Origin of the sequence: Pseudoroseicyclus aestuarii (assembly GCF_003217255.1) — a bacterium.
In the GTDB taxonomy this organism is placed as follows: domain Bacteria; phylum Pseudomonadota; class Alphaproteobacteria; order Rhodobacterales; family Rhodobacteraceae; genus Pseudoroseicyclus; species Pseudoroseicyclus aestuarii.
In genome coordinates this window covers 317,392-342,145 of sequence record NZ_QJTE01000002.1, presented here as the reverse complement: position 1 = coordinate 342,145, position 24,754 = coordinate 317,392, and the positions used below count along the sequence as shown (strand labels likewise).

The following is a 24,754-nucleotide window of genomic DNA, read 5'->3' as shown; positions in this document are numbered from 1 at the left end:
GGCGGGTGCCTCAGAGACCGGACAGATGACAGAGATCACCATCGAAGACGCCACACGCGCGGATACCGCCGATCTGCTGGCGATGATCGCGGCACTCACCGCGCATCACGGCGACGCCTCGCAGGCGACGGAAGACACGCTCGAACGCGACCTTTTCGGCCCGCGGCCCATTTTTCAGGCGCTGATCGCGAAGGCAGAGGGCCGGGCCGTGGGCTACGCTGCCATGGCCCGCCGCGCCATGCTGCACCAGAGCAGGCGCGGGATGGACCTGCATCACCTCTACGTCGCGCCGGAGCGGCGCGGCAGCGGGCTGGGCCGGCGGCTGATCGAAACCGTCGTCCGCCGCGCCGAGGCGGAGGGCTACGACTACATCACGGTCAGCGCGGACAAGGCCAATACCGGCGCGCAGAACACCTACCTCGCCTGCGGCTTTGCCCTGCGCGAGACGGACGGCGTCTCCTTCCGCATGGAGCTTCCGCGCGAGGGCTAAGAGGTCAGTCGGCGGCGGGGCAGTCCTCGCCGCCCGAGACGCAGGCCGCCATCTGCGCCTGCTGCGCGTCGCTCGGCGCGGGTTGCAGCCAGCCCTGGCAGGGGTCGAGGTCGATCACCATTCCGGCCTCGGTCACACGGGCGAATATCAGAACCTCTTCGCCCGGCACGGCATTGCCGCAGACCTCGCCCAGGCAGCCAGGCTCGATCGCGAGGGTGCCGTTGGCGGCGGTGTCGAAGCCCTCGGCGCCAAGGGCATGGCCCTCGAACTCCGCCCGGACCAGCGGCGCCTCAGACAGCCCGGCGACCGGCCCGGCGGGGCCCGATACCGGCAGCGCCTCGGCGTCGAAGTCGAGGCGGCCCAGCAGCACGCGGTAGGTCTCGTCCGAGGCGGCGGCCTCCTGCAGGCTGCGCAGCGGATCGGGGGCTAGACAGCTGAGCGCAGCGGCCTGCTGCGCGGGCAGCGCCACGCTCAGGGCAAGGGCGACGGCGGGGAAGAGACGCGGCATCGGAAGGCTCCGTATCGGCGGGAAGGTGTCAGATCGAGGGGCCAAGCTCGGCCAGGACGCGGGCATAGGCAGCGCGCTTGAAGGGCACGATGTTCGGCACGAGGTCATCGGGCGCGACCCATTTCCAGGCCGCGAACTCCGGATGCTCGGTATCGATGCGGATATCCGCATCCTGCCCCAGAAACCGCAGCAGCACCCAGTCCTGCGCCTGCCCGCGAAACCGCCCGCCCCAGATCGTCGGCACGACATCGGCGGGCAGCTCGTAGGTGATGGGCTCGCGCGTCTGCGCCTCGATTCGGACGAGGGCGGGCGGGATGCCCGTCTCCTCCTCAAGCTCGCGCAGGGCGGCGGTGCGCGCGTCCTCGTCCGGATCGATCCCGCCCTGCGGCATCTGCCAGGCGTCCTGGTCGCGGTCGATGCGCTGGCCGACCCAGACCAGCCCATCGGCGTTCACAAGCATGACGCCGACATTGGGCCGGTAGGGCAGCGCCGCGATGGCCTCGGGCGTCACGGCTGGGCGGCCTCGCCGGCATCGGCGTGATCGTCGATGGGCATCTGGATCGACTGCGGCGAAAGCGCCGAGAGACCCTTGAGCACGTCGACGGCATAGGCGAGCTGGTAGTCCTGCTCGCGCAGCTGGGCCGCCGCCTCGGCCTCGGCGCGCTCGGCATCCATCTGCTCGCGCTCCTCGTCCGTGAGGCTGTCGTTGGCCAGGCTGCCGCGCAGGTCGGCCTCGCTGCGGAAGCGCGGCGCGTCCTCCTCCTCGGCGGCGAGCTCCTCGGGGGTCGGGGGCAGCGGCTGCTCGACGATGATGTCGGGGGCGATGCCCAGCGCCTGGATCGACCGGCCCGAGGGCGTGTAGTAGCGCGCCGTGGTCAGCCGCATCGCGCCATCGCCGCGCAGCGGCATGACGGTCTGCACCGATCCCTTGCCGAAGCTCTGGGTGCCGACGACGATGGCGCGGCGGTGATCCTGCAGCGCGCCCGCGACGATCTCGGAGGCGGAGGCGGAGCCGCCGTTGACCAGCACCACGATCGGCTTGCCGTCGATCAGGTCGCCCGCGGTGGCATTGTGCCGCTCGCTCTCCTGCGGGTCGCGCCCGCGGGTCGAGACGATCTCGCCCTCGTCGAGGAAGGCGTCGGCGACGTAGATCGCCTGGTTCAGCAGTCCGCCGGGGTTGTTGCGCAGGTCGAGCACGACGCCGTCGACATTGTCGAGACCGCCGGCCTCCTCAATCTGCTCTTCGAGACCCTCCTGCAGGTTCTCGAAGGTCTGGTCGTTGAAGGTCGAGACGCGCAGCACCAGCGCATGCCCCTCGGTGCGGGCGCGCACGGCGGTCAGCTGGATGGTGTCGCGCACGAGGCTGACTTCCATCGGCTCGTCCATGCCTTCGCGCACGATGGTGATCGTGATCTCGGAGCCGACGGGGCCGCGCATCAGCTCCACCGCCTCGTCGAGGTTCAGGCCGATCACGCTCTCGCCGTTGACGGCGGTGATGTAGTCCCCGGCCTGGATGCCGGCGGCGGCGGCGGGCGTCTCGTCCATCGGCGAGACGACCTTCACGATGCCCTCTTCCTGCGTCACCTCGATGCCGAGGCCGCCGAACTCGCCGCGCGTCTGCACCCGCATCGCCTCGGCGTCGTCGGGCGAGAGGTAGCTGGAATGCGGGTCGAGCGAGGTGAGCATGCCGTTGATCGCGGCCTCGACCAGATCGGCGGGCTGCACCTCCTCGACGTATTCGGCGCGGATGCGTTCGAAGATGTCGCTGAAGAGGTCCAGCTGCTGGTAGACGCTCGACTCGCGCTCGGCCTCCTGCGCCAGCAGCGGACCGGCGACCTGAGTCGTCGCCACAAGGCCCAGTGCCGTGCCACCGACCGCGGCAAGAAGCAGTTTTCTCATGCTCGAATTCCCTCTCAGTCCAGCGCGAACCAGGTCGCGGGATCGGTCGGACCTTGCCTGTCCCGCACCTCGAGATAAAGCGTTTCGCTGGCTTCTGCGCCAGAAGATGCCGCCAATCCCGTCAATATTGCGTCACCGGGCCCGGCCTCGCCGCCCATCAGGCCCAAGGGCGCGCCTTCGGGAAGGACCTCGCCCGCCTCGCCATAGACCTCGGCCATGCCGGCCAGCACGAAGAGGACCCCCGGCGCCGGCTCCAGGATCGCGACGGTGCCGTAATCCAGAAGCTCGCCGCGGAAGCGCAGGGTGGCCGCCACCGGCAGGGTGACCAGCGCCTGCGGCCGCGTCGCGATCACCAGACCCGGCCGCTCCACGCCGGCGGCATCGGCCTGCCCGTAGCCGCGCAGCACCACGCCCTGCACCGGCAGCGGCAGGCTGCCGCGCCGGTCCGCGGCATCCGGCGCCTCGGTCGCCATCTCGGTGTCGATGGTCTGCGCCAGCCCGCCGGCAAAGGCCTCTAGCGTTTCGGAGCCGGCGATCAGCAGGGCGGTGGCAACGGGATCCTCGGTATAGCGGCGCGGCAGGTCGGTCCGTTCCTGCGCCGCCTGCGCCAGCTCGGCGCGGGCCTGCTGCGCGCCGGCCAGCCCCTCTTCCAGCGTGGCGGCGGCGCTGTCCTGCACGGCGCGCAACTCCTGCACCTCTGTCAGGTCGGCGCGCAGCGCCTCGGCCCGCTCCTGCAGGGCGGGCGTCACCGCGCTGCCCATCATCGCAGCGCGGGCGGTGCCCACGGGGCCGGAGGGGTGCAGCAGAAGAAGCGGCACGGGCGCTCGCTCGATCGTCATCAGCACGCCGAGAAGATCACCGATCTCGCCTTCCTGCGAGGCAAGCTGCCGTTCCAGCGCCGCCTCGCGCAGGGCGGCGCGGCGCAGGCCGTCGCGCAGCAGCACCAGCCCCTCCTCGTAGGCATGGACCGTCTGCGTCAGCGCGGAAAGGCGGTCGGTGCTGCCCTCGGCTTCGTCCAGCATCCGCCCCGCCTCCTGCAACCGGCCCGAGGCCGCGCGCGCGGCCTCTGCCGTATCCTGCGCCTGGGCCTCAGCCTGGGCGGGCGCGGCCAGCAGCAGGAGGGCCAGGGCGAGACGCAGCACCGGCCTAGCGGTCGATCAGGCTGCGGCCGGTCATCTCGGGCGGCAGATCGAGGCCCATGAGATCCAGAAGCGTCGGCGCCAGATCGGCCAGCCGCCCCTCGTGCAGGGACGCGCCCTCGAGCCCACCATAGAGCGCGACGGGCACCGGGTTGGTGGTATGCGAGGTATGCGGCCCGCCGGTCTCGGGATCGACCATGGTCTCGCAGTTGCCGTGATCGGCGGTGACGATCATCGCGCCGCCGACCTTGTCCAGCGCCTCGCAGACGCGGGCGAGGCCGCGGTCCACCGCCTCGCAGGCCTTGATCGCGGCCTGAAGGTCGCCGGTATGGCCGACCATGTCGGGATTGGCGAAGTTGGTGACGATCAGGTCATAGCCCGACTCGATCGCCTCGACGAACTTGTCCGTCACCTCGACGCTGCTCATCTCGGGCTGCATGTCGTAGGTGGCGACGTTGGGCGATTTCGGCATGAACCGATCCTCGCCCTCCTCCGGCTCTTCCTTGCCGCCGTTCAGGAAGAAGGTGACATGCGGGTACTTCTCCGTCTCGGCGAGGCGGAACTGCCGCAGGCCCTTCTTCGCGACCCAGGCACCGAGCGTGTTCTGGATGTCGCGCTTGGGGAAGACCGTCTTGTACCAGGCGGTGTGACGGCTGGAATATTCCACCATCCCCAGCCGCGCCACGAGCTGCGGCATGGCGCTGCGCTCGAAGCCGTCGAAGTCGGGATCGGCGATGGCGGCCAGCAGCTCCCGCGCGCGGTCGGCGCGGAAGTTCAGGCAGAAGAAGCCGTCGGCAGGCTGCATCCCGGCGTAATCGCCGATCACCGTGGCAGGCAGGAACTCGTCCGTCTTGCCCGCGGCGTAAGAGGCTTCGACCGCCTCCTGCGCGGTATCGGCGCGGGCGCCTTCGCCCCGGACCATGGCGTCATAGGCGGTCTTCACCCTGTCCCAGCGGTTGTCGCGGTCCATCGCGAAGTAGCGGCCTGTGACCGTGGCGACGCGGGCGCCCTGCGGCAGACGCTCCACAAGGTCGGCGATGAAGGCATCGGCGGAGCTGGGGGCGACGTCGCGCCCGTCGGTCACGGCATGGATCGCGACCGGCACGCCGGCCCCGGCGATCACCGTGGCAGCGGCGACGACATGGTCGATATGCCCGTGAACTCCGCCGTCCGAGATCACGCCCATCAGGTGCGCGGTGCCGCCCGAATCCTGCAGCGCGGCGATGAAATCGGTCAGCGCCTCCATCTTGCCGAAGCTGCCGTCCTCCATCGCGAGGTCGATCTGGCCGAGATCCATCGCCACCACACGGCCGGCGCCGATGTTGGTATGGCCGACCTCGGAATTGCCCATCTGCCCGGCGGGCAGACCGACGTCGCGGCCATGGGTGATCAGCCGGGAGGTCGGGCCCTGCGCCATGATCCGGTCGAAGGTGGGCGTCTCGGCCTGGGCGGGGGCATTGGCCTCGCGCTCGGCGCGCAGGCCCCAGCCGTCGAGGATGCACAGGACCACGGGTTTCGGTGTCGCCATTTGGGCCTCCATTCGCTGCGGCTTGGTGTAGCGGCGGGGGCGCGATTGTCCACCCGGCGCGGATCAGACGCGGTGGTAGGGGCTTCCGGCAAGGATCGAGGCGGCGCGATAGAGCTGTTCGGTCAGCATCGAGCGCACCATCATGTGCGGCCAGACCATCGGACCGAAGCTGAGCACCGCCTCGGCCCTGCCCCGCAGCGCGGGGTCGATCCCGTCGGCGCCGCCGATCACGAAGGCCGCGCCGCTGCGCCCGGCATCGCGCCAGCCGGCCAGCATCTGCGCGAACTCGGGCGAGGTCATCTGCCGCCCCCGCTCGTCCAGCGCGCAGATTGCGGCGCCGGAGGGGAGGGCGCGGTCAAGAAGCGCGGCTTCGGCACTCATGCCGCCGCCCTTGCGATCCTCGACCTCTGTGATCTCGAGCGGGCCAAGGCCCAGCGCGCGCCCCGTGCGGTCGAAGCGCGTCACGTAATCCTCGACCAGCGCGCGTTCGGGGCCCGCCTTCAGGCGCCCGACGGCGCAGATCTGGACGCGCATCAGCTGTTGCGGATGGCCCCGGCGACGTCCGCGCCGCTCTGCCACATCTTCTCGAGCTGGTAGAACTCGCGCACTTCGGGGCGGAACAGGTGCACGACGACATCGCCGGTGTCGATCAGGACCCAGTCGCCGGCTTCCTTGCCCTCGACCTTGCACAGCAGGCCGAAGTCGGCCTTGAGCGTGTCGATCATGTGCTCGGCCATGGCGCCGACCTGGCGGCTGGAGCGCCCCGTGGCGATCACCATCCAGTCGCCCATCTCGGTCTTGCCGCGAAGGTCGATCTTGATGACCTCCTCGGCCTTGTCGTCATCGAGAGAGGTGAGGATCGCGCTCAGCAGCCGATCGCTCGTCAGAGCGGGGGCGCCGGTCATGACGCCCGCAGTCCCTGTGGCGGATTGCTCCGCCGATGTGGAAAAAGACAGATCATCGTCCTCCGGTGCCGCGCCGGCCTAGCGCCCCGGCGCAGGGCGTAGCCCTATGATAGCAATCTCGTGGCCGCCTTTCAACAAAGCCGCGCCCTTGCCGCCGGCGATCTGCTGCCGTAGCCTTTCCTCATCCGAGGATCCGGCCTGGAAGGAGGGCCTGCCGCATGACCTGGCGCGCCGACCCGCACCGCACCCACGGCCCTGATCTGGCCCTGCAAGACATGTCTTCGCAGGGCTGACCGGACAGGACAAAGCAGACCAGCCCCCTCTCCGGTTCGTCCGAACCGGCCTGCCTGTGCAGGCCTGCCAGCCCCGCGCTGGCCCGTGCCCCGGATGATCCCACGCTTCTCACTCTCTCTGCCCTTGCGCTGACCCGCGCCGATACCCTGTTTTCCGATCTCGACCTGACCGTGAGTCGCGGCGAGCGCCTCGGCCTCGTCGCCGCCAACGGGCGCGGCAAGACCTCGCTCCTGCGGATCATCGCCGGAGAGGAGGAGCCGACGCAGGGCAGCGTGACCACCGCCCGCTCGGCCCGCATCGCCCGCGTGCCGCAGGATGTGCCCGAGCCGCTGCTGCCGCTGACCGCGCAGGAGGCGGTTCTGCAGGCCCTGCACCCCGAGCTGCAGGAGATGGAGAGTTGGCGCGCCGAGATCGCGGTGGACGATATCGGCCTTCCCGAAGAGGCGCGGCAGCACCCCCTGTCCGCCCTGTCTGGCGGCTGGCAGCGCATGGTCCTGCTGGCCCGCGCTGGCGTGGTGGAGCCGGACCTGATCCTGCTGGACGAGCCGACGAACCACCTCGATCTGTCGCGGATCGCCGCGCTCGAGGCCTGGCTCGCGGCCCTGCCGCGCGGCACCGGGGTGATCGCCGCCAGCCACGACCGCGCCTTTCTGGACTCGGTGACGAGCCGCACCCTCTTCCTGCGGCCCGAGGGCAGCCGCAGCTATCCCCTGCCCTATACGGCCGCCCGCGCCGCACTGGACGAGGCGGATGCCGCCGAGGGCAGGCGCTTCGACAACGACATGCGGCGCGCGGCGCAGCTGCGGCGGCAGGCGGCCAAGCTGAAGAACATCGGCATCAACTCCGGCTCGGACCTCCTGGTCACCAAGACCAAGCAGCTGACGGAACGGGCCGAGCGGATGGAAGAGGCGGCGCGCCCGGCCCACCGCGAGGCCGGCGCAGGCGCGATCCGCCTCGACCACGGGGCCGCGCACGCCAAGGCGCTGGTGACGCTGGACGAGGCCGAAGTGACGGCGCCGGACGGGCGGCTGCTTTACCGCACGCCGAAGCTCTGGCTCGAGCGCGGCGACCGCGTGGTGCTGCTGGGCCCGAACGGCGCGGGCAAGTCGCGGCTCATGGCGATGATCGAGGCGGCGCTGGCGGGGCCGGTGCCCGGCGTGCAGGTCGCCGCCTCGGCCCGGCCCGGTATCGCGCGGCAGGATCTCGCGCAGATCGCACACGCCACCGCCTGGGAGGCGGTGAAGGCCGCCGACATGCCCGATGCCCGCGCCCGCGCCGCGCTGGCCGGCGCCGGGCTGCCGCCGGACCTGCAGACGGCGCCACTGTCCCGCCTGTCGGGCGGGCAGCGGGCGCGGCTGGCGATGCTGCTGCTGCGGCTGGCGCGGCCGACGCTGTACCTGCTGGACGAGCCGACCAACCACCTCGACATCGAGGGGCAGGAGGCGCTGGAGGGCGAGCTTTCCGCCGAGGGCGCCGCCGCGCTGATCGTCAGCCACGACCGCGCCTTCGTCGAGGCCGTCGCCACCCGCACCTGGTCGATCGAGGGCAAGCGGCTGGTCGAGCGGGACGATCCCGCGCCGGTCCTGGACGCCCTTAGTCGGGGATAGGCGCGGTGCGCAGGCGCGAGCCGTCCAGCACCGTCACCTCGCGCTGCGGGAAGGGGATGGTGATGCCGTTTTCCTTGAAGGCGTCCCAAAGCGCGAGGAAGACGTTGCCGCGGATATTGGTCAGCCCCTTCGTCGCATCGTCGATCCAGAACCGCAGGATGTAATCGACGCTGGAATCGCCGAAGCCGGTGATGTGGCAGACCGGCTTCGGGGTACCGAGCACCCGCTCGACCGCCGCTGTCGCCTCGATCGCGACGCGGCGGACAAGGTGCGGATCGTCGCCGTAGGCGGTGCCGAAGTTGATATCCAGCCGGACGGAGGTGTCCGAATGGGTCCAGTTCACCACCTGCGTGGTGATCAGATCCTCGTTCGGGATCAGGTACTCGCGCCCGTCGCGGGTGACGACGCTGGCATAGCGCGCGCCCAGCGTGGTGATCCATCCGAAGGTCTCGCCAAGGCTGATGACGTCGCCGGGCTTGATCGACTTGTCGAGCAGGATGATCAGCCCCGACACGAGATTCGAGACGACCTTCTGCAGGCCGAAGCCCAGCCCGACGCCGACCGCGCCCGACAGGAAGGCGAGGCCGGTCAGGTCGACCCCCACCGCCCGCAGCGCGAAGACGAAGGCGGCGCCGTAAAGGCCGATCTGCAGCAGCTTGATCGCCAGCACCCGGACCGAGGGGCTGATGTTCGGATTCTCCTCGACCCGGTGCGCGGCGCTGCGCGCCACCAGCCGCGCCGCGACGATGGCGAAGGCCAGCGTCACCACCGCCTGCACCGCCTTGAGCGCGGTCAGCCGCACGTCGCCGACGCCCAGCGCGATGCCGTCGAGGATCTCTGCCGCCTCGTCGGTCAGGCCAAGGATACGCAGCGTGACCCAGGTCCAGGCGGCATAGCGCACGACGCTGCGCAGGATCGGGTTCTGGATCAGCCGCGCGGCCAGCGCCACCACCAGCCAGGCGGCGGCGAGGTTGGCGACGATCTCGGTCAGGGCGGTGCGTGCATCCATCATCGCGCCGCGCAGCACGATCAGCGCCAGCCAGATCAGCACGACGAAGACGATCAGCCGCAGCCGCTTTTGCAGCACCACGAGATACCGCAGGCGCCAGCGCGGCCAGCCCTCTCGGCTGTGGGTCCAGGCCTCGACCCGCGGTCGCAGGAGGCCCGCGAGCACATGCGCCACGCCGAAAAGCACGAGGCAGAGCACCGCCTGCCAGAAGTTGTAGGGCTGCAGCAGCTCGGACCCGGCGTCCTGAAGCCATGCCAGAACCTCGCGGCCGAGACCCGAGAGCCTTTGCACAAGGCCTTGGGCCGCATCCTCGGCCAGCTCTGTCGGATCGATATCGGGCTCCATCGCGCGATCCTGCCCTGCCGGCGCAGGGTCGGCAAGCGGCGCAGCCCCTTATAGCGCGGGTCTTGATGGAATCGCGGCAGAGGCGTATGTCGGCGCCATGACACGGGTTTTCGACATGGACGATCGCGCAAGGCTGCCCTGGCGCTTCTTCGGCGCCCGCCGGGCTATCCTCGCGCGTCTCTGACGCGCCCGGGCCGTGTGCCCACGCCTTCGTCAGCCAATTTCCAGCCGCGAGAGGACAGACCATGTCCGGCAAGACACTCTACGACAAGATCTGGGATGCCCACGTCGTCCAGCAGGACGAGGGCACCTGCCTGCTCTACATCGACCGCCACATGGTGCACGAGGTCACCAGCCCGCAGGCCTTCGAAGGCCTGCGCATGACGGGCCGCAAGGTCCGCGCCCCGCAGCGCACCATCGCCGTGCCCGATCACAACGTGCCGACCACCGAGGATCGCGCCAACGGGATCGAGAACGAGGACAGCCGCATCCAGGTCGATGCGCTGGACAAGAATGCCCGCGACTTCGGCATCAACTACTACCCGGTTTCGGATATCCGGCAGGGCATCGTCCATATCGTCGGCCCCGAGAACGGCTGGACGCTGCCGGGCATGACCATCGTCTGCGGCGATTCCCATACCGCGACGCATGGCGCCTTCGGCGCGCTGGCGCATGGCATCGGCACCTCCGAGGTGGAGCACGTGCTCGCCACGCAGACGCTGATCCAGTCCAAGTCCAAGAACATGAAGGTCGAGATCACCGGCCAGCTGATGCCCGGCGTCACCGCCAAGGACATCACGCTTTCGGTGATCGGCCATACCGGCACCGCCGGCGGCACCGGCTACGTCATCGAATACTGCGGCGAGGCGATCCGCTCGCTGTCGATGGAAGGGCGGATGACCGTCTGCAACATGGCGATCGAAGGCGGCGCCCGCGCCGGCCTGATCGCCCCCGACCAGACCACCTTCGACTACGTCAAGGGCCGCACCCATGCGCCGAAGGGCGAGCAATGGGATGCCGCGCTCGAGTGGTGGAAGACGCTCAAATCCGACGAGGACGCCCATTGGGACAAGGTCGTCACCATCCGCGGCGAGGATATCGCCCCGGTCGTGACCTGGGGCACCTCGCCCGAGGACGTGCTGCCGATCACCGCCGCTGTCCCCGCCCCCGAGGATTTCTCAGGCGGCAAGGTCGGCGCGGTCAAGCGCAGCCTCGAATACATGGGCCTGAATCCGGGCCAGCGCCTGCAGGACATCGAGATCGACACCGTCTTCATCGGCTCCTGCACCAATGGCCGGATCGAGGATCTGCGCGCCGCCGCCGCGGTCATGAAGGGCCACAAGGTCAAGCCGGGCCTGCGCGCCATGGTCGTCCCCGGCTCTGGCCTCGTGCGGGCGCAGGCCGAGGAAGAGGGCCTCGCGCAGATCTTCCGCGATGCAGGCTTCGAGTGGCGGATGGCCGGCTGCTCCATGTGCCTTGCGATGAACCCCGACCAGCTCGCCCCGGGCGAGCGCTGTGCCGCCACCTCGAACCGCAACTTCGAGGGGCGTCAGGGCCGCGGCGGGCGCACCCACCTGATGAGCCCGCAGATGGCCGCGGCCGCCGCGATCACCGGGCGGCTGACCGACGTGCGCGAGATGATGGCACCGGAGCCAGAGCCGGCCTGACCGCGCCCGCAGGCTGCAGCGCCAGCTCCATGACAGGTCCGGCCGCGAGGTTCCCCCTCGCGGCCGGTTTTGCGTTTGGACCCGAGTGAGTCCCGCGCCTTTTTCGCGCCATGTTTTCCGCCCGCCGAGGCGGCGCAGTACCGCTGGCCGGTTCCCCCGCATCAACGGCGCCAAAACAGTAGCGTCCTTGCATCATTACTGCGCCGCATCGCGCACCAATGACGATCATTCGAAACATTATCCAAGGCCCTTCCGTTGAAAGGTGTCATAACGGTGGCAATCTGCGGACGGATTCGGGGCGCCGCCGCGTTGCCACTTTCAGGTTCTTGGAGACGGTTTTCATGTTTACCAGATTTGCCTTCGCAGGTGCGGCCCTGCTGCTCACGACTGCCGCGGCAAATGCCGCATCGCTTACCTCCGTCGGCGGCAGCTGGACCTCTGCGAGTGCCGAAGGCGGCAGCGTCTACGATCTGGGCGGCGTCGGCTCCGACCGCATCATCTGGGGCAATCCGACCCGCGGGACCGGCCCCAGCGGCTACGGCTTTGCCGGCGCGGACACGCCGCTTGACGACATCACCCAAGGCACGCGCTTCTCGCTCGGCACCTTCACGCACTACAACAACGCCATCGCGACGACCGGCTCGCGGACCAAGGGGCAGCAGGCCTCGATCGATTCGGCCCAGCTGCGCGTCGATTACTCGCTGAACTTCGAGGGCGAGGCGCGCAGCTACAGCTCCACCTTCGACTTCGCCCATGACGAGACGCGCAACCAGGACGCCGTCTGCGCCAACGGGGCGAACGGCACGGGCATCAACGCCGGCGGCTGCGCGGACAAGGTGACGCTGCTGCGTAACGACAGCCTCAGCGACACCTTCCGCATCGGCGACAGGCTCTACACGCTGGACATCACCGGGCTGGGCATCGACGACGCCATCTGGACGGCCGAGGGCAAGCAGACCTCTGCCGGGCTGACCGGCGTCTTCACCTATGTCGGGGACGTTGCGCCTATTCCGCTGCCCGCCGGCGGGGCGCTGCTGCTGGGCGCGCTGGGGGGCCTGGGCCTGCTTCGTCGCCGCAAGACGGCCTGATCCGGCCAGTTGCGAAACTTTGCTGCCGGGACTAGACCGGCGCGCGACGGAATCCCTTCTTCAGAGGCCAGTGATGGACAAGTTCGACAAGCTCAGCGGCGTGGCCGCCCCCCTGCCCCTGGTGAACGTCGATACCGACATGATCATCCCCAAGCAGTTCCTGAAGACCATCAAGCGCTCGGGGCTGGGCGTGAACCTCTTCGACGAGATGCGGTATCAGGACGACGGGTCGGAGAACCCCGACTTCGTGCTGAACCGCCCCGCCTACCGCGAGGCCCAGATCCTCGTCGCGGGCGAGAACTTCGGCTGCGGCTCCAGCCGCGAGCATGCGCCCTGGGCGCTGCTCGACTTCGGCATCCGCTGCGTGATCGCGCCCAGCTTCGCCGATATCTTTCACAACAACTGCTTCAAGAACGGCATCCTGCCGATCACCCTGCCGCAGGAGCAGGTCGATGCGCTGATGGCCGAGGCGGAAAAAGGCTCCAACGCGCGAATCGAGGTCGACCTCGAAAGCCAGACCGTCACTGCCTCCGACGGCACGCGCTATCCCTTCGAGGTGGACTCCTTCCGCAAGCACTGCCTGCTGAACGGTCTGGACGACATCGCCCTGACGCTCGAGAAAAGCAGCCGAATCGCCAGCTTCGAGACCGAGGCCGACGCCCAGCGCCCCTGGGTCTGACCCCCGCCGGATCCTTTTTAACCTGCTGAGCAGGCGCGACAGAGGGTCGCAGCCCCTCATCCGCCCCTACCCCCGGAACCCGCCCGACCTTAATGGTCTGGCGGGTTTTGCGTGTCGAAACCTTGGCGCTTCCATGGTGGCCCTGAGGCATCACTCTTTCTCCGTTCGCTACCGGACCGTCTTGCCCCTTTGCTTGCATACGTACACCAATAGGTCGTGGACGGGGTAATCCGACCCCGTCGGGTCATTCGCGACGCAGGGGATAGACAATGGCAAAAGCTGCTTCAGCCGCGATCATGCGCGGCGCAGGCGTGGCCCTGCTGATCGCCTTGCCCGGCCTCGCCTTAGGCCAGGCGGGAGACATGCTGCTGCTGGGCGCCCTCTCTGCCGGTGTGCTCGTGACCGTCGAATACCGCGCTGCCGCGCCCAGCTTGCTGGAGTTCCGCGATGCGCCGCCCTTCAACCGCCTGCGCTTCATCTGCACCCTGCTGTTCGTCGCCTTCTCCCTGCTGCTGCTGCTGCCCAGCACCTCGGCGAGCACGCTTGGCCAAGCGGCCCATATGCTGACGCACCGCCTGACCGAGGTGCTGGACCGGCCCGGCACCCCCGTGGCCGCCGTGATCGCCGCGAGCCCCCTCGCCCTGCCGAACGAGGTGGCAGAGGCGCTGTGCTGCGTCTCGGCGACGGCCTACAGCCTGTCGCTCGCGATGGTGGCGGTCTTCTGGATCTCGCTGCGCCTCGGGCGCTGGCCGCTGGAAGGCGGCATCTTCAACGTCTGGGTGAACCTGCCCGGTTTCGACCCCTCGCTGGGCGATGACGCGGCCAGCCGGCTGCGCCGCCAGGCCTTCGTTTACCTTTCCTTAGGAGTCGTCCTGCCATTCCTGCTGCCGATGATGGCGGGGCCGGCGGTCCGGTGGCTGGGCCCGGTCTTCGACATGTCGGATCCGCAGACCCTGATCTGGACCTTGGCGATATGGGCCTTCGTGCCGGGCAGCCTTCTGATGCGCGGGATCGCCCGCTACCGGGTCGCCGACCTGATCCAGGCCCAGCGCGACCGCATCATGGCCGAGGCGGGGCGAATCGCCACGGCCTGACCCGCCGCGCCCGCCGCATCGCGGCCACCCTCTGGCTGCTGCTGGCGCTCTGCCTGCCCGCAGCCCATGTCGCGGCGCAGGAGGGCCTTGTCCGCATCGCGACTTACGACGCCGGCCTCAGCCGTCGCGGGCCGGGCCTGCTGCTGCGCGACATCCTGCGGCAGGAGGCGCAGGTCATGGCCGCCGCGCAGGTGATCCGCGCCGCCGATGCCGACATCCTGCTGCTGACCGGCATCGACTGGGATGCCGGCGGCGCTGCGCTGGGTGCCCTGGCCCAGCTCCTGGCCGAGGAGGGCGGCCCCGCCTACCCCGTCCGCGTCGCGCGGCAGCCGAACAGCGGGATGGAGACGGGCCTCGACCTCGACGGCAACGGCAGGACGCACGAGGCGCGCGATGCCATGGGCTACGGCCGCTTCACCGGCCACGGCGGGCTGGCGGTGCTGGCGCGGGTGCCGCTGGCCGGCCCGGTGCGCGACCTGTCGGACCTGCTCTGGCGCGACCTGCCCGGCGCGGTGCTGCCGCAGCGCCCCGATGCCACCCCCTTCCCGTCCGAGGCGGCGCAGGCGCAGCAGCGGCTGTCGAGCACGGGCCACTGGATCGTGCCCTTCGGCGGCGCGCGTCCGCTGAGCCTTCTGGCCTTCGCCGCGACGCCGCCGCTTTTCGACGGGCCCGAGGATGCCAACGGGCTGCGCAATGCGGATGAACTGCGCCTCTGGCAGGCGGTGCTGGACGGTGCCTATGGGGCGCTACCCTCGCCCGCCGTGCTGGCCGGCAAGGCCAATATAGACCCCACCGACGGTGATGGCCGCCACGAGGCCATTGCCGCGCTGCTGACCGACCCGCGGCTAAGCGATCCGCGCCCCGCAAGCCCCGGCGGCGCCGCGTCTGCCGACGCCGGTCACGCGGGCGATCCGGCCCTCGACACTGCCGATTGGGACCCGGCCGCGGAGGGCGGGCCGGGCAACCTGCGCGTCGCCTATGTCCTGCCCTCGGCCGATCTGCGGGTGGTGGATGCCGGGGTCCTCTGGCCCGAGGCGGGGCCACTGGCCGAGGCGGCGGCAGAGGCCTCTGCCCATCGCCTCGTCTGGGTCGACCTCGCGCCCTGAGGCGCCTCGCTTGACCCTCGGGTAGCACGGGGCTACCCGGATGCGTCCGCGACAAAGGGAGAGCGCCCGTGACGACCAACAGCCTTCTGATCCTGCCCGGCGACGGCATCGGCCCCGAAGTCATGACCGAGGTCCGCAAGGTCATCGGCTGGTTCGACGGGCGCGGCATGTCCTTCGACGTCTCCGAGGATCTGGTCGGCGGCTGCGCCTACGACGCGCATGGCACCCCGCTGCACGACGACACCATGGCCAAGGCACAAGAGGTCGACGCCGTGCTTCTGGGCGCCGTCGGCGGGCCGAAGTACGACAGCCTCGATTTCAGCCTGAAGCCCGAGCGCGGCCTGCTGCGCCTGCGCAAGGAGATGGACCTCTTCGCCAACCTGCGCCCGGCGCAGTGCTTCGACGCGCTGGCCGATTTCAGCAGCCTCAAGAAGGACGTCGTCGCGGGCCTCGACATCATGATCGTGCGCGAGCTGACCTCCGGCATCTACTTCGGCGAGCCGCGCGGCATCGTCACCGAGGGCAACGAACGCGTCGGCATCAATACCCAGCGCTACACGGAATCCGAGATCGCCCGCGTCGCCCGCAGCGCCTTCGAACTGGCCCGTCGCCGCGGCAACAAGGTCTGCTCGATGGAGAAGGCCAACGTGATGGAATCGGGCGTCCTCTGGCGCGAGGTCGTGACCAAGATCGGCGCCGAGGAATATCCCGATGTCGCGCTGAGCCACATGTACGCCGATGCCGGCGCGATGCAGCTGTGCCGCTGGCCCAAGCAGTTCGACGTCATCGTCACCGACAACCTCTTCGGCGACCTGCTGTCGGATGCCGCGGCGATGCTGACGGGATCGCTGGGCATGCTGCCCTCCGCCTCGCTCGGCCTGCCGATGGCGAATGGCCGGCCCAAGGCGCTGTACGAGCCGGTGCACGGCTCTGCCCCCGATATCACGGGCCAGGGCAAGGCGAACCCGATCGCCTGCATCCTGAGCTTCGCCATGGCGCTGCGCTATTCCTTCGACGCCGGGGACGAGGCGACGCGGCTGGAGAAAGCCGTCGAAAAGGTGCTGGCCGACGGGCTGCGCACCGCCGACCTGCTGGGCCCCGAGGGCGGCAGCCCGGTCTCGACCGGCGAGATGGGCGATGCCATCGTCGCCGCGCTGGACGCCGCCTGAGGCGCGGGTTTTGACCCGGCCTCCCTTGCGTCCCCCGGAAGGGGGGCGCATGACTGCCTGAAAAAAGGCAGGCAGGAGAGGCAGCTATGGGTGGAAACGCCAAGGGGGCGGTGATCGGTCTGATCGCCTTCGCGATCTTCGCCAGCCACGACGCCATCGTGAAGACCATGGGCGGCATCTACGCCCCGATGCAGCTGATCTTCTTCTCGGTCACGCTGTCCTTCCCCCTCGCCATGCTGATGATCATCCAGGACCCGCAGCCGGGCACGCTGCGCCCGCGCCATCCGGGATGGGTCGCCGTGCGCACCGGATCGGCCGTGCTGACCGGCCTTTTCGGCTTCTACGCCTTCTCGGTGCTGCCGCTGGCGCAGGTCTATGCGCTGGTCTTCGCGACGCCGCTGATCATCACCGTCCTGTCGATCCCGATCCTGGGCGAGACGGTGCGCCTGCGCCGCTGGCTGGCGGTGATCGCCGGGCTGATCGGGGTGATCGTGGTGCTGCGCCCCGGCTCCACCCCCTTCACGCTGGGCCATCTGGCGGCGGTCGGGGCGGCGGTGACCGGCTCCTTCACCGCCATCGTGATCCGCAAGATCGGCGCGGAGGAGCGGCCCGTGGTGCTGCTGCTTTACCCGATGATCGGCAACTTCGTCCTGATGGCCTGCTTCCTGCCCTTCGTCTACAAGCCGATGCCGGTCGAGCATCTGGGCATCTTCGCCGCGATGAGCGTGCTGGGATGGATCGGCGGGCGGCTGATCGTGGCCGCCTACTCGGTCGGCGAGGCGGTGATCGTCGCGCCGATGCAGTACAGCCAGATCATCTGGGCGACGCTTTTCGGCGCGCTCTTCTTCGGCGAGTATCCCGATTGGGGCACCGCCATCGGCACGCTGATCATCATTGCCAGCGGCCTTTACATCGTGCTGCGGGAAAGCGGCTCGGACGCTTCGGCGCACAAGCCGGTGCTGAACACCAAGCTGCTGCGCCCCAATATCGGCACCGGCCCGCGCCCCAGCACCATCGCCCGGCTGATGCCCCGCCGCCGCGACGGGCGCGCATGACGGGCCTTGCATCCCCGCGCCACAGCGGCTACGTCCCCGCGCACGGTCGGAGCGTAGCGCAGCCTGGTAGCGCACCTGCTTCGGGAGCAGGGGGTCGGAGGTTCGAATCCTCTCGCTCCGACCAGTATCACCCCCACATCACAGCTTCCGTCTTGGCATGAGCGCGCCGCAGCCCGGCATCTACCGCCTTGCCGTGGCGCTAGCCGCGCTGGCGGGTGCCGTGGATGCAATCGGCTTTCTGCATTTCGGCGAACTCTACGTCTCCTTCATGAGCGGGAACACCACGCAGGCCGGCCTCGACGCCGCGGCGGGCCGCGTGTCAGGCGTCGGGGCCGCTCTCAGCCTGATCGCCGCCTTCGTCACCGGGGTCGTCGCCGGAGAGCTGGCCGGCGCCGGCGCGGGGCGCTGGCGCATCGCGGTCCTCCTGGCGGTGTTGGCGCTGTCCCTTGCCGGCGTGACGGCGCTGGTCGCGGCGCAAGGCCGCCCCACTGCGGCGACCGGCCCGCTGCTGGCCCTGGTGATGGGGCTGCAGAACGCGGTGCTGCACCGTCAGGGCGCCGCCGGGCTGGCGCTGACCTATGTCACCGGCACCCTGGTGAACCTGGGGCGGGCCCTGGCGGATGCGGCGATGGGGCGCGGCCCCTGGCGGGTGGCCCTGCGCTTTGCCGGGCTCTGGGCAGGCCTCTGCACGGGCGCAGTCCTTGGCGCCGTGCTGGCGATGCGGGACGCGGGCCTGGCTCTTGGCTGCGCCGCCGGGGCCGCCGCCCTGCTCTGTGCCCTGTCGCTGCTGCTGCTCGAGCCGCGCGCACCGCGCTGATCGCCGCTTTCCCTCGGGTCCGAAAGGGTCTAGGACGCCGTCCGGACCATCACGAGGACAAGACAATGGGCTACAGGGTCGCCGTCGTCGGCGCCACGGGCAACGTGGGCCGCGAAATGTTGAACATCCTTGCCGAGCGCGAGTTTCCGGCCGACGAGGTCGTCGCGCTGGCCAGCCGCCGCTCGCTCGGCACGGAAGTGAGCTATGGCGACAAAACCCTGAAGACCAAGGACCTCGACGGCTTCGACTTCACCGGCTGGGACATCGCGCTTTTCGCCATCGGCTCTGACGCCACGAAGCAATACGCGCCCAAGGCCGCGGCCGCCGGCTGCGTGGTGATCGATAACAGCTCTCTCTACCGCTACGATCCCGACGTGCCGCTGGTGGTGCCCGAGGTGAACGCCGAGGCGGTCATGGGCTATACCAAGAAGAACATCATCGCGAACCCGAACTGCTCGACCGCGCAGATGGTCGTGGCCTTGAAGCCCCTGCACGACCGCGCGCGGATCCGCCGCGTCGTCGTCTCGACCTACCAGTCCGTCTCGGGCGCCGGGAAGGACGGCATGGACGAGCTCTGGGACCAGACCAAGAGCATCTACAACCCGACCGACGACAAGCCGGCCAAGACCTTCACCAAGCAGATCGCCTTCAACGTGATCCCGCATATCGACAGCTTCATGGAAGACGGCCAGACCCGCGAAGAGTGGAAGATGGTCGCCGAGACGAAGAAGATCGTCGACAAGGCGATCAAGGTCACCGCGACCTGCGTGCGGGTGCCGGTCTTCGTCGGCCATTCCGAGGCGATCAACATCGAGTTCGAGGATTTCCTCGACGAGGACGAGGCCCGCGACATCCTGCGCGAGGCGCCGGGCGTCATGGTGATCGACAAGCGCGAGGACGGCGGCTACGTGACGCCCATCGAATGCGTCGGCGATTTCGCGACCTTCATCAGCCGCATCCGGCAGGATCCCACGATCGACAACGGCCTGAACATGTGGGTCGTCTCGGACAACCTGCGCAAGGGCGCGGCGCTGAACGCCGTGCAGATCGCCGAGGTCCTCGGCCAGCGGGCGCTGAAGAAGGCCTGATCTTCCGCTGGCGGCAAGGGCGGGAGCGGGGGCCAGCCCCCGCACCCCCGGGATATTTGCAAAGAGAAGAGGGGGGCCCCCGCGCCTCGTGATCGCGGCGGGGGAACCGCGGCCTGCGGACATGGTTACGCTGCCATGCCCGCGCCCCGCGACCTCGTTTATTACCCCGACAACCAGCCCGGGATCCGCCGTGAGCGGCGCGGCACGGGGTTTTCCTACGTCGCGCCGGATGGCACCCGCATCCAGCGCGGCGCCGAGCGCAAGCGGATCGAGGCGCTGGCCGTGCCGCCCGCCTACGAGAACGTCTGGATCTGCCCGCTGCCCTACGGCCACCTTCAGGCCACCGGCCTCGATGCGCGGACGCGCAAGCAGTATCGCTACCACCCCGACTGGCGCGCCTGGCGTGAGAGCCACAAGTTCGACCATCTCGTCGATTTCGGCGAGGCTCTTCCGGCGATCCGCCGCCGCATCCGGCGGGATCTGTCGGGCGAGGCAGGCGATCTGGACTTCGCCATCGCCGCCGTGCTGGCGCTGATTGACCGCATGGCGATCCGCGTCGGCAACCCGGAATATGCCAGCGAGAACCACACCTACGGCGCCACCACGCTGACCGGCAGGCACATCAAGCTGGACGGCGACCGGATGGAGCTGCGCTTCACCGCCAAGGGCGGGCACAAGGTGCGCAAGACGATCCGGGACCGCGGGCTGAACAAGGTCTTCGGCCAGCTTCACGACCTGCCGGGGAAACAGCTGATCCGCTGGATCGACGACGAGGGCGAGGCTCATGGCGTCAGCTCCGAGCAGGTGAACCACCGCCTTTCCGACATCGTCGGCACTGAGGGGATCACTGCCAAGACCTTTCGCACCTGGGCCGGCAGCGAGGCGGCGCTGTCCGCGGCGCTACAGCCCGGCAAGCTGACGATCAAGGCCGTGAGCGAGGCGGCCTCCGAGCGGCTGCACAATACGCCGACCATTGCCCGCAACAGCTATATCCATCCGCGCGTCATCGCCCTGACCGAGGCGACGGAGAAGGAACGGCTGGACCTGCTGCGCGAGTTGCCCGAGCGCGAGGGCCTGCGGCAGGCCGAGCGCGCGCTGCTGCGGCTTCTGTCATGAGCTTCGATCCGCAGGACTTCGTCGCGGCGCAGGAGGCCGTCTGGCCCGCCCCGCTCGAGGAATTGCGCGGCGGTCGCAAGGCGACGCATTGGATCTGGTTCGTCTTCCCGCAGGTCGCCGGCCTTGGCCGCAGCGAGATGGCGCGCCGCTACGCGCTCGCGGATCTGGACGAGGCGGGGGCCTATCTCTCCCACGCGGTACTGGGCCCGCGCCTGATCGAGGCCTGCGAGGCCATGCTGGCGAACAGCGGTCGCCCGCCCGAGGCGGTTCTGGGCGAGATCGACGCCGTAAAGCTACGATCAAGCGCCACACTCTTCGCCGAGGTGCCGCAGGCCGACCCGATCTTCGAGGCCGTTCTGTCCAGCTTCTACGGCGGCGCGCGCGACCCGCAGACGCTGGACCGCCTGGGCCGGCGCTAGCCGCTGGACAAGGCGGCGGCGCGGCTGTCAGGTAGCCCCATGCCCACGCTTCTGACCTTCGGCCATGGCTATACCGCCCGCGCCCTCGCCCGCCGCCTTCAGCCGCAGGGCTGGCGCCTGATCGGGACGACGCGCCATGCCGAGACGGCCGCAAAGATGGTGGCCAGCGGCGTCGAGCCGGTGCTCTGGCCCGGGGAGGATCCGCGGCCCGCCCTCGCCGCCGCCGACCACCTGCTGATTTCCGCCCCTCCATCCGAGGCGGGCGATCCCGTCCTTGCCGCCCTAGGGCCCGAGATCGCCGCCGCCGCGCCACAGCTTCGCTGGGTCGGCTACCTCTCCACCACCGGCGTCTACGGCGACCGGCAGGGCGGCTGGGTGGACGAGGACAGCGCACTAGACCCGGCGACGGAGCGCGGCCGGCATCGCGTCGCGGCAGAGGCCGCCTGGGCCGAGGTGCCGGGGCTGCCGCTTCACATCTTCCGCCTCGCCGGCATCTACGGGTCGGGCCGCGGCCCCTTCGAAAAGCTGCGGCGCGGCAGCGCGCGGCGGATCGTCAAGCCGGGACAGGTTTTCAGCCGCACCCATGTCGAGGACATCGCGCAGGTACTCATGGCCTCGATCGCGCAGCCCGATCCGGGGCGCATCTACAATGTCTGCGACGACGATCCCGCCCCGCCAGACGCCGTGATCGCCCATGCCGCCGAGTTGCTGGGTATGCCCCCTCCAGAAGCGGTCGATTTCGACGAGGCCGACATGTCGCCCATGGCTCGCAGCTTCTACGCCGAGAGCAAGCGTGTGCGGAACGACCGGATCAAGGCTGACCTCGGTGTGAGCCTCGCCTACCCAGACTACCGCAGCGGCCTGAAGGCGATCCTAGAAGCCGAGCAACCCGAGGCCTGAGGGCCCGCTGCATCTTCTCTTCGAAAATATCCCGGGGGTGAGGCCCGCCAGGGCCGAGGGGGCAGAGCCCCCTCTCTTGTCCCGCCCTCAGGTCGCGAGCCAGATCACCAGCACGATCACGACCACCACCGCCGCGCCGATCCACAGGGCGCTGCTGCCACGAGACGTCCGCTCCTCGTGCTCCGCCGCCCGGGCCTGTTGCGGCTCGTTTTGACTGGCCGGCGGCGGGCCGTTCTCGCGGCCTGCAATCTCACCCTTCCGGGCCAGCTCCAGCTCGTCGCGGGTGGGCGGGTTGCCGCCCGCTTCGGCATCCGTGCCGAGAGGCGCGCTCGCGGGATCCTCGGCCGACACCTTGTCGCCGCCTTCGCCGTGGTCGATCTGGTCCCGAAGTTGGTCGGACGTGGGGCTCTTGCCGTCGGTCATCGTGCGACTCCCTCGCGTAAGGTCACGGGGGAAACCGCCCCGCTCGCGGGATGTTCCGCGGCGGGGCGGCGGGCGATCAGGCGCCGTAGGGTGTCCAGATCGTCTTGATCTGCGTCGCCCGCTCCAGGAAGGCGCGGCCCTGCCCATCCGGGCCGGACCAGTCGCGGGACCCGAGGCACCATGTGGACTTCAGGTTTCCGGCACTCGCCGCCTCTGCCACGCGGGCGCCTTCGGCACTCCCCGCGTACCAGAGCGCCGCGACATCGTCGTGCTCGGCCAGGGTCCTGGCCAGAACGTCACGCTCACCGGTGACGATGTTGACCACGCCCGCCGGAACGTCCGAGGTCTCGAGCACCTGGTAAAGGTCGGTCGCCGCCAGCGGATGCGTCTGGCTGGGCACCGCGACGACGGCATTGCCCATCGCGATGGCCGGCAGCACGAGGCTGACGAAGCCCAGAAGCGGCTGCTCCACCGGGCAGGCGATCCCCATGACACCGAAGGGTTCGGGCATCATCATCGTGACGTGGCGCCCGACCGTGGGCCGCACCGCGCCGTCGAATTTGTCCGCCTGCGCGGCGTACCAGAAGCAGCGGCGGATCGCGGTCTCGACCTCCTGCGCGGCGTCGCTGCTGCCGGAGGCGGTGAGGCGCGCCTCGAACTCCGTCGCGCGGGCCGAGAGGTTCTCGGCGAGGTAATAGAGCACCTGCGCGCGGTTATGCCCGGTGGCCTTGCCCCAGCCCTTGGCCTTGCGCGCCGCCTCGACGGCGTTGCGGATATCCTTGCGATTGCCGAGGCCGGCAAGACCGCCCGGCACCGCGTAGCTGTACCCCGAATCGGGCCGCGCCTGCTTGCCGCCGATATAGAGCTTGGCGGTGCGGTCGATGCCCTGCTGCGGCTGGCCGAGGCCGGGCGCAGCGCCGGGCGCCTCGGGCGCCGTCTCCCAGCCCTCGGGCTGCGGCGCCTTGAGGTAGGCGCCCATCCCCTCGCGCCCGCCCTCGCGGCCAAAGCCGCTTTCGCGCATGCCGCCGAAGGGCGCGCCCGCGTCGAAAAGGTTGGTGGCATTCACCCAGACGACGCCCGCCTTGACCTGCGCCGCCACGTCGAGCGCGAGGTTAACGTTCTCGGTCCAGATCGAGGCGGCGAGGCCGTAGCGCGTGGCATTGGCCAGGCTTACCGCGTCCTCGGGCGTGCGGAAGCTGGTGATCGTCGCCACGGGGCCGAAGATCTCTTCGGTGGCCAAAGTGCTCGCCGGCTCCACGTGGCGGGCGATGGTGGCGGGGTAGAAGCAGCCCTCCGGGCAATCGCCCTGGATCAGCTCTGCGCCCTCCGCGACGCCCTGCGCCACCAGCCGCCGGATGCGGTCCAGCTGCACGGGATGCACGATGGCCCCCATGTCGGTGTTCTTGTCCAGTGGATCGCCGATGCGCAGCGCCTTCATCCGGGCGCTCAGCAGGCGGGTGAAACGCTCTTCCACCGCCTCGGCCACGAGGACGCGGGCGCCGGCGCAGCAGACCTGCCCGCCGTTGAACCAGATCGCATCGACCACGCCCTCGACCGCGGCATCGAGGTCGGCATCGGCGAAGACGACGAAGGGCGACTTGCCGCCAAGCTCCAGCGTCAGGGGGATGCCGCGCCCGGCGGTCTCGCGCCGGATGATCCGCCCCACCTCGGTCGATCCGGTAAAGGCCAGCTTGTCGACATCCGCCGCGACCAGCGCGGCGCCGGTCTCGCCATCGCCGGTGACGATGTTTAGAACGCCCTTGGGCAGCCCGCATTCGCGCGCGATCTCGGCAAAGGCCAGCGCCGTCAGCGGCGTGTATTCCGCCGGTTTCAGCACGACCGTGTTGCCCGCCGCCAGCGCCGGTGCGACCTTCCAGGCCAGCATCAGCAGCGGGAAGTTCCATGGGATGATCTGGCCGCAGACGCCATGAGGGGCGGCACCGGGGAATTCGGTCTCCATCAGCTCGGCCCAGCCGGCATGGTGGTAGAAGTGCCGCGCGACGAGGGGGACATCGACATCCCGGCTCTCGCGGATCGGCTTGCCGTTATCGAGGCTTTCGAGCACCGCGAAAAAGCGCGCGTGCTGCTGGACGTGCCTCGCCAGCGCGTAAAGGTGTCGCGCCCGCTCGTGCCCCGAAAGCCCGACCCAGCCCGGCTGCGCCTTGCGCGCCGCCGCCACGGCGGCCTCGACGTCGGCCTGCGTGCCCTGCGTGACGCGCGCCAGCACATCGCCGCTGGCCGGGGCCGTGACCTCGAATGTCTCGCCCGGCGCTGTCATGCTGCCGCCGATGAAGTGGCCGAAGCCCGCCTCGTGCCGCGCAAGCCAATCCCGCACGGCGCTGCTGTCCTCGGGCGCCATGCCATACTCCATCGTCTTCAGGATATCGGTGATCTCGGTCATGCCTGCCC

24 protein-coding genes and 1 tRNA gene are annotated in these 24,754 nt (G+C 69.7%); 15 read left to right on the top strand and 10 right to left on the bottom strand.

The features are described 5' to 3' along the window. The first annotated feature begins 25 nt into the window (after positions 1-25). Entirely contained in the window at positions 26-490 is a 465-nt protein-coding gene (locus DFP88_RS06440) for a GNAT family N-acetyltransferase (RefSeq protein ID WP_181418578.1), read from the top strand. A 4-nt stretch (positions 491-494) separates the two neighbouring features. Here the strand turns inward: DFP88_RS06440 and DFP88_RS06435 are convergent, their stop codons facing one another. From DFP88_RS06435 to rsfS, 7 genes are all read right to left on the bottom strand, one after another. Beyond that, entirely contained in the window at positions 495-998 is a 504-nt protein-coding gene (locus tag DFP88_RS06435; RefSeq protein WP_110813636.1) for a hypothetical protein, read from the bottom strand. 28 nt (positions 999-1,026) lie between these two features. Continuing rightward, complete coding sequence (locus DFP88_RS06430) at positions 1,027-1,509, bottom strand: RNA pyrophosphohydrolase (protein ID WP_110813635.1); 483 nt, start codon at positions 1,507-1,509, stop codon at positions 1,027-1,029. Further along, on the bottom strand, positions 1,506-2,897 hold the full coding sequence (locus DFP88_RS06425; protein WP_110813634.1) for a S41 family peptidase: 1,392 nt from the start codon (positions 2,895-2,897) through the stop codon (positions 1,506-1,508). The genes DFP88_RS06430 and DFP88_RS06425 overlap by 4 nt, the downstream gene beginning before the upstream one ends. Before the next feature lie 14 nt (positions 2,898-2,911). After that, positions 2,912-4,039 (bottom strand): murein hydrolase activator EnvC family protein, encoded by a 1,128-nt coding sequence (locus tag DFP88_RS06420; RefSeq protein WP_110813633.1) that lies wholly within the window; start codon positions 4,037-4,039, stop codon positions 2,912-2,914. Between the two features lie 4 nt (positions 4,040-4,043). Further along, the gene (gene gpmI, locus DFP88_RS06415) at positions 4,044-5,564 is read right to left on the bottom strand and encodes a 2,3-bisphosphoglycerate-independent phosphoglycerate mutase (protein ID WP_110813632.1); all 1,521 of its coding nucleotides are present in this window, start codon (positions 5,562-5,564) and stop codon (positions 4,044-4,046) included. Between the two features lie 63 nt (positions 5,565-5,627). Then, the gene (rlmH, locus tag DFP88_RS06410; RefSeq protein ID WP_110813631.1) at positions 5,628-6,098 is read right to left on the bottom strand and encodes a 23S rRNA (pseudouridine(1915)-N(3))-methyltransferase RlmH; all 471 of its coding nucleotides are present in this window, start codon (positions 6,096-6,098) and stop codon (positions 5,628-5,630) included. Next, positions 6,098-6,469, bottom strand: a complete 372-nt coding sequence (rsfS, locus tag DFP88_RS06405; RefSeq protein ID WP_110813630.1) for a ribosome silencing factor — start codon at positions 6,467-6,469, stop codon at positions 6,098-6,100. Before rsfS ends, rlmH begins: the two co-directional genes overlap by 1 nt. A 347-nt stretch (positions 6,470-6,816) precedes the next feature. On the opposite strand from rsfS, the gene DFP88_RS06400 reads away from it, so the two are divergent. Further along, positions 6,817-8,370, top strand: coding sequence for an ATP-binding cassette domain-containing protein (locus DFP88_RS06400; protein ID WP_342767707.1), 1,554 nt, complete (start codon positions 6,817-6,819; stop codon positions 8,368-8,370). Here the strand turns inward: DFP88_RS06400 and DFP88_RS06395 are convergent. Continuing rightward, on the bottom strand, positions 8,357-9,724 hold the full coding sequence (locus DFP88_RS06395) for a mechanosensitive ion channel family protein (protein ID WP_110813628.1): 1,368 nt from the start codon (positions 9,722-9,724) through the stop codon (positions 8,357-8,359). The genes DFP88_RS06400 and DFP88_RS06395 overlap by 14 nt on opposite strands. Before the next feature lie 245 nt (positions 9,725-9,969). On the opposite strand from DFP88_RS06395, the gene leuC reads away from it, so the two are divergent. The 13 genes from leuC to DFP88_RS06325 all read left to right on the top strand — a co-directional run bounded on the left by leuC (position 9,970) and on the right by DFP88_RS06325 (position 21,922). Then, positions 9,970-11,391: a 3-isopropylmalate dehydratase large subunit gene (gene leuC / locus DFP88_RS06385; protein ID WP_110813626.1), complete on the top strand. Its 1,422-nt coding sequence runs from the start codon at positions 9,970-9,972 to the stop codon at positions 11,389-11,391. 341 nt (positions 11,392-11,732) lie between these two features. Next, entirely contained in the window at positions 11,733-12,479 is a 747-nt protein-coding gene (locus DFP88_RS06380; protein WP_181418577.1) for a THxN family PEP-CTERM protein, read from the top strand. 73 nt (positions 12,480-12,552) lie between these two features. After that, entirely contained in the window at positions 12,553-13,158 is a 606-nt protein-coding gene (leuD, locus tag DFP88_RS06375) for a 3-isopropylmalate dehydratase small subunit (RefSeq protein ID WP_110813625.1), read from the top strand. Between the two features lie 269 nt (positions 13,159-13,427). Continuing rightward, positions 13,428-14,252, top strand: a complete 825-nt coding sequence (locus DFP88_RS17305) for a hypothetical protein (protein WP_146227432.1) — start codon at positions 13,428-13,430, stop codon at positions 14,250-14,252. Next, positions 14,249-15,358 (top strand): endonuclease/exonuclease/phosphatase family protein, encoded by a 1,110-nt coding sequence (locus DFP88_RS06365; RefSeq protein WP_110814163.1) that lies wholly within the window; start codon positions 14,249-14,251, stop codon positions 15,356-15,358. Before DFP88_RS17305 ends, DFP88_RS06365 begins: the two co-directional genes overlap by 4 nt. Before the next feature lie 68 nt (positions 15,359-15,426). Beyond that, positions 15,427-16,527: a 3-isopropylmalate dehydrogenase gene (leuB, locus tag DFP88_RS06360; RefSeq protein ID WP_110813623.1), complete on the top strand. Its 1,101-nt coding sequence runs from the start codon at positions 15,427-15,429 to the stop codon at positions 16,525-16,527. A gap of 86 nt (positions 16,528-16,613) precedes the next feature. Continuing rightward, positions 16,614-17,582 carry a DMT family transporter gene (locus DFP88_RS06355; RefSeq protein ID WP_110813622.1) on the top strand — a complete coding sequence of 323 codons (969 nt, stop codon included), beginning with the start codon at positions 16,614-16,616 and terminating at the stop codon, positions 17,580-17,582. Between the two features lie 47 nt (positions 17,583-17,629). After that, positions 17,630-17,706 (top strand) — tRNA-Pro (locus tag DFP88_RS06350). Positions 17,707-17,739: 33 nt separating this feature from the next. After that, the gene (locus tag DFP88_RS06345) at positions 17,740-18,399 is read left to right on the top strand and encodes a YoaK family protein (RefSeq protein ID WP_110813621.1); all 660 of its coding nucleotides are present in this window, start codon (positions 17,740-17,742) and stop codon (positions 18,397-18,399) included. 65 nt (positions 18,400-18,464) lie between these two features. Beyond that, positions 18,465-19,487 carry an aspartate-semialdehyde dehydrogenase gene (locus tag DFP88_RS06340; RefSeq protein ID WP_110813620.1) on the top strand — a complete coding sequence of 341 codons (1,023 nt, stop codon included), beginning with the start codon at positions 18,465-18,467 and terminating at the stop codon, positions 19,485-19,487. Positions 19,488-19,622: 135 nt separating this feature from the next. Further along, positions 19,623-20,603 (top strand): DNA topoisomerase IB, encoded by a 981-nt coding sequence (locus tag DFP88_RS06335; protein WP_110813619.1) that lies wholly within the window; start codon positions 19,623-19,625, stop codon positions 20,601-20,603. Then, the gene (locus DFP88_RS06330) at positions 20,600-21,022 is read left to right on the top strand and encodes a DUF1810 domain-containing protein (protein WP_110813618.1); all 423 of its coding nucleotides are present in this window, start codon (positions 20,600-20,602) and stop codon (positions 21,020-21,022) included. The genes DFP88_RS06335 and DFP88_RS06330 overlap by 4 nt, the downstream gene beginning before the upstream one ends. A 39-nt stretch (positions 21,023-21,061) precedes the next feature. Next, positions 21,062-21,922, top strand: a complete 861-nt coding sequence (locus DFP88_RS06325; RefSeq protein ID WP_110813617.1) for an SDR family oxidoreductase — start codon at positions 21,062-21,064, stop codon at positions 21,920-21,922. An 87-nt stretch (positions 21,923-22,009) separates the two neighbouring features. Here the strand turns inward: DFP88_RS06325 and DFP88_RS06320 are convergent, their stop codons facing one another. Together DFP88_RS06320 and DFP88_RS06315 are read right to left on the bottom strand one after the other, a co-directional pair. Further along, on the bottom strand, positions 22,010-22,345 hold the full coding sequence (locus DFP88_RS06320; RefSeq protein WP_110813616.1) for a hypothetical protein: 336 nt from the start codon (positions 22,343-22,345) through the stop codon (positions 22,010-22,012). Positions 22,346-22,421: 76 nt separating this feature from the next. After that, positions 22,422-24,746: an aldehyde dehydrogenase family protein gene (locus DFP88_RS06315; protein ID WP_110813615.1), complete on the bottom strand. Its 2,325-nt coding sequence runs from the start codon at positions 24,744-24,746 to the stop codon at positions 22,422-22,424. Positions 24,747-24,754 lie beyond the last annotated feature (8 nt).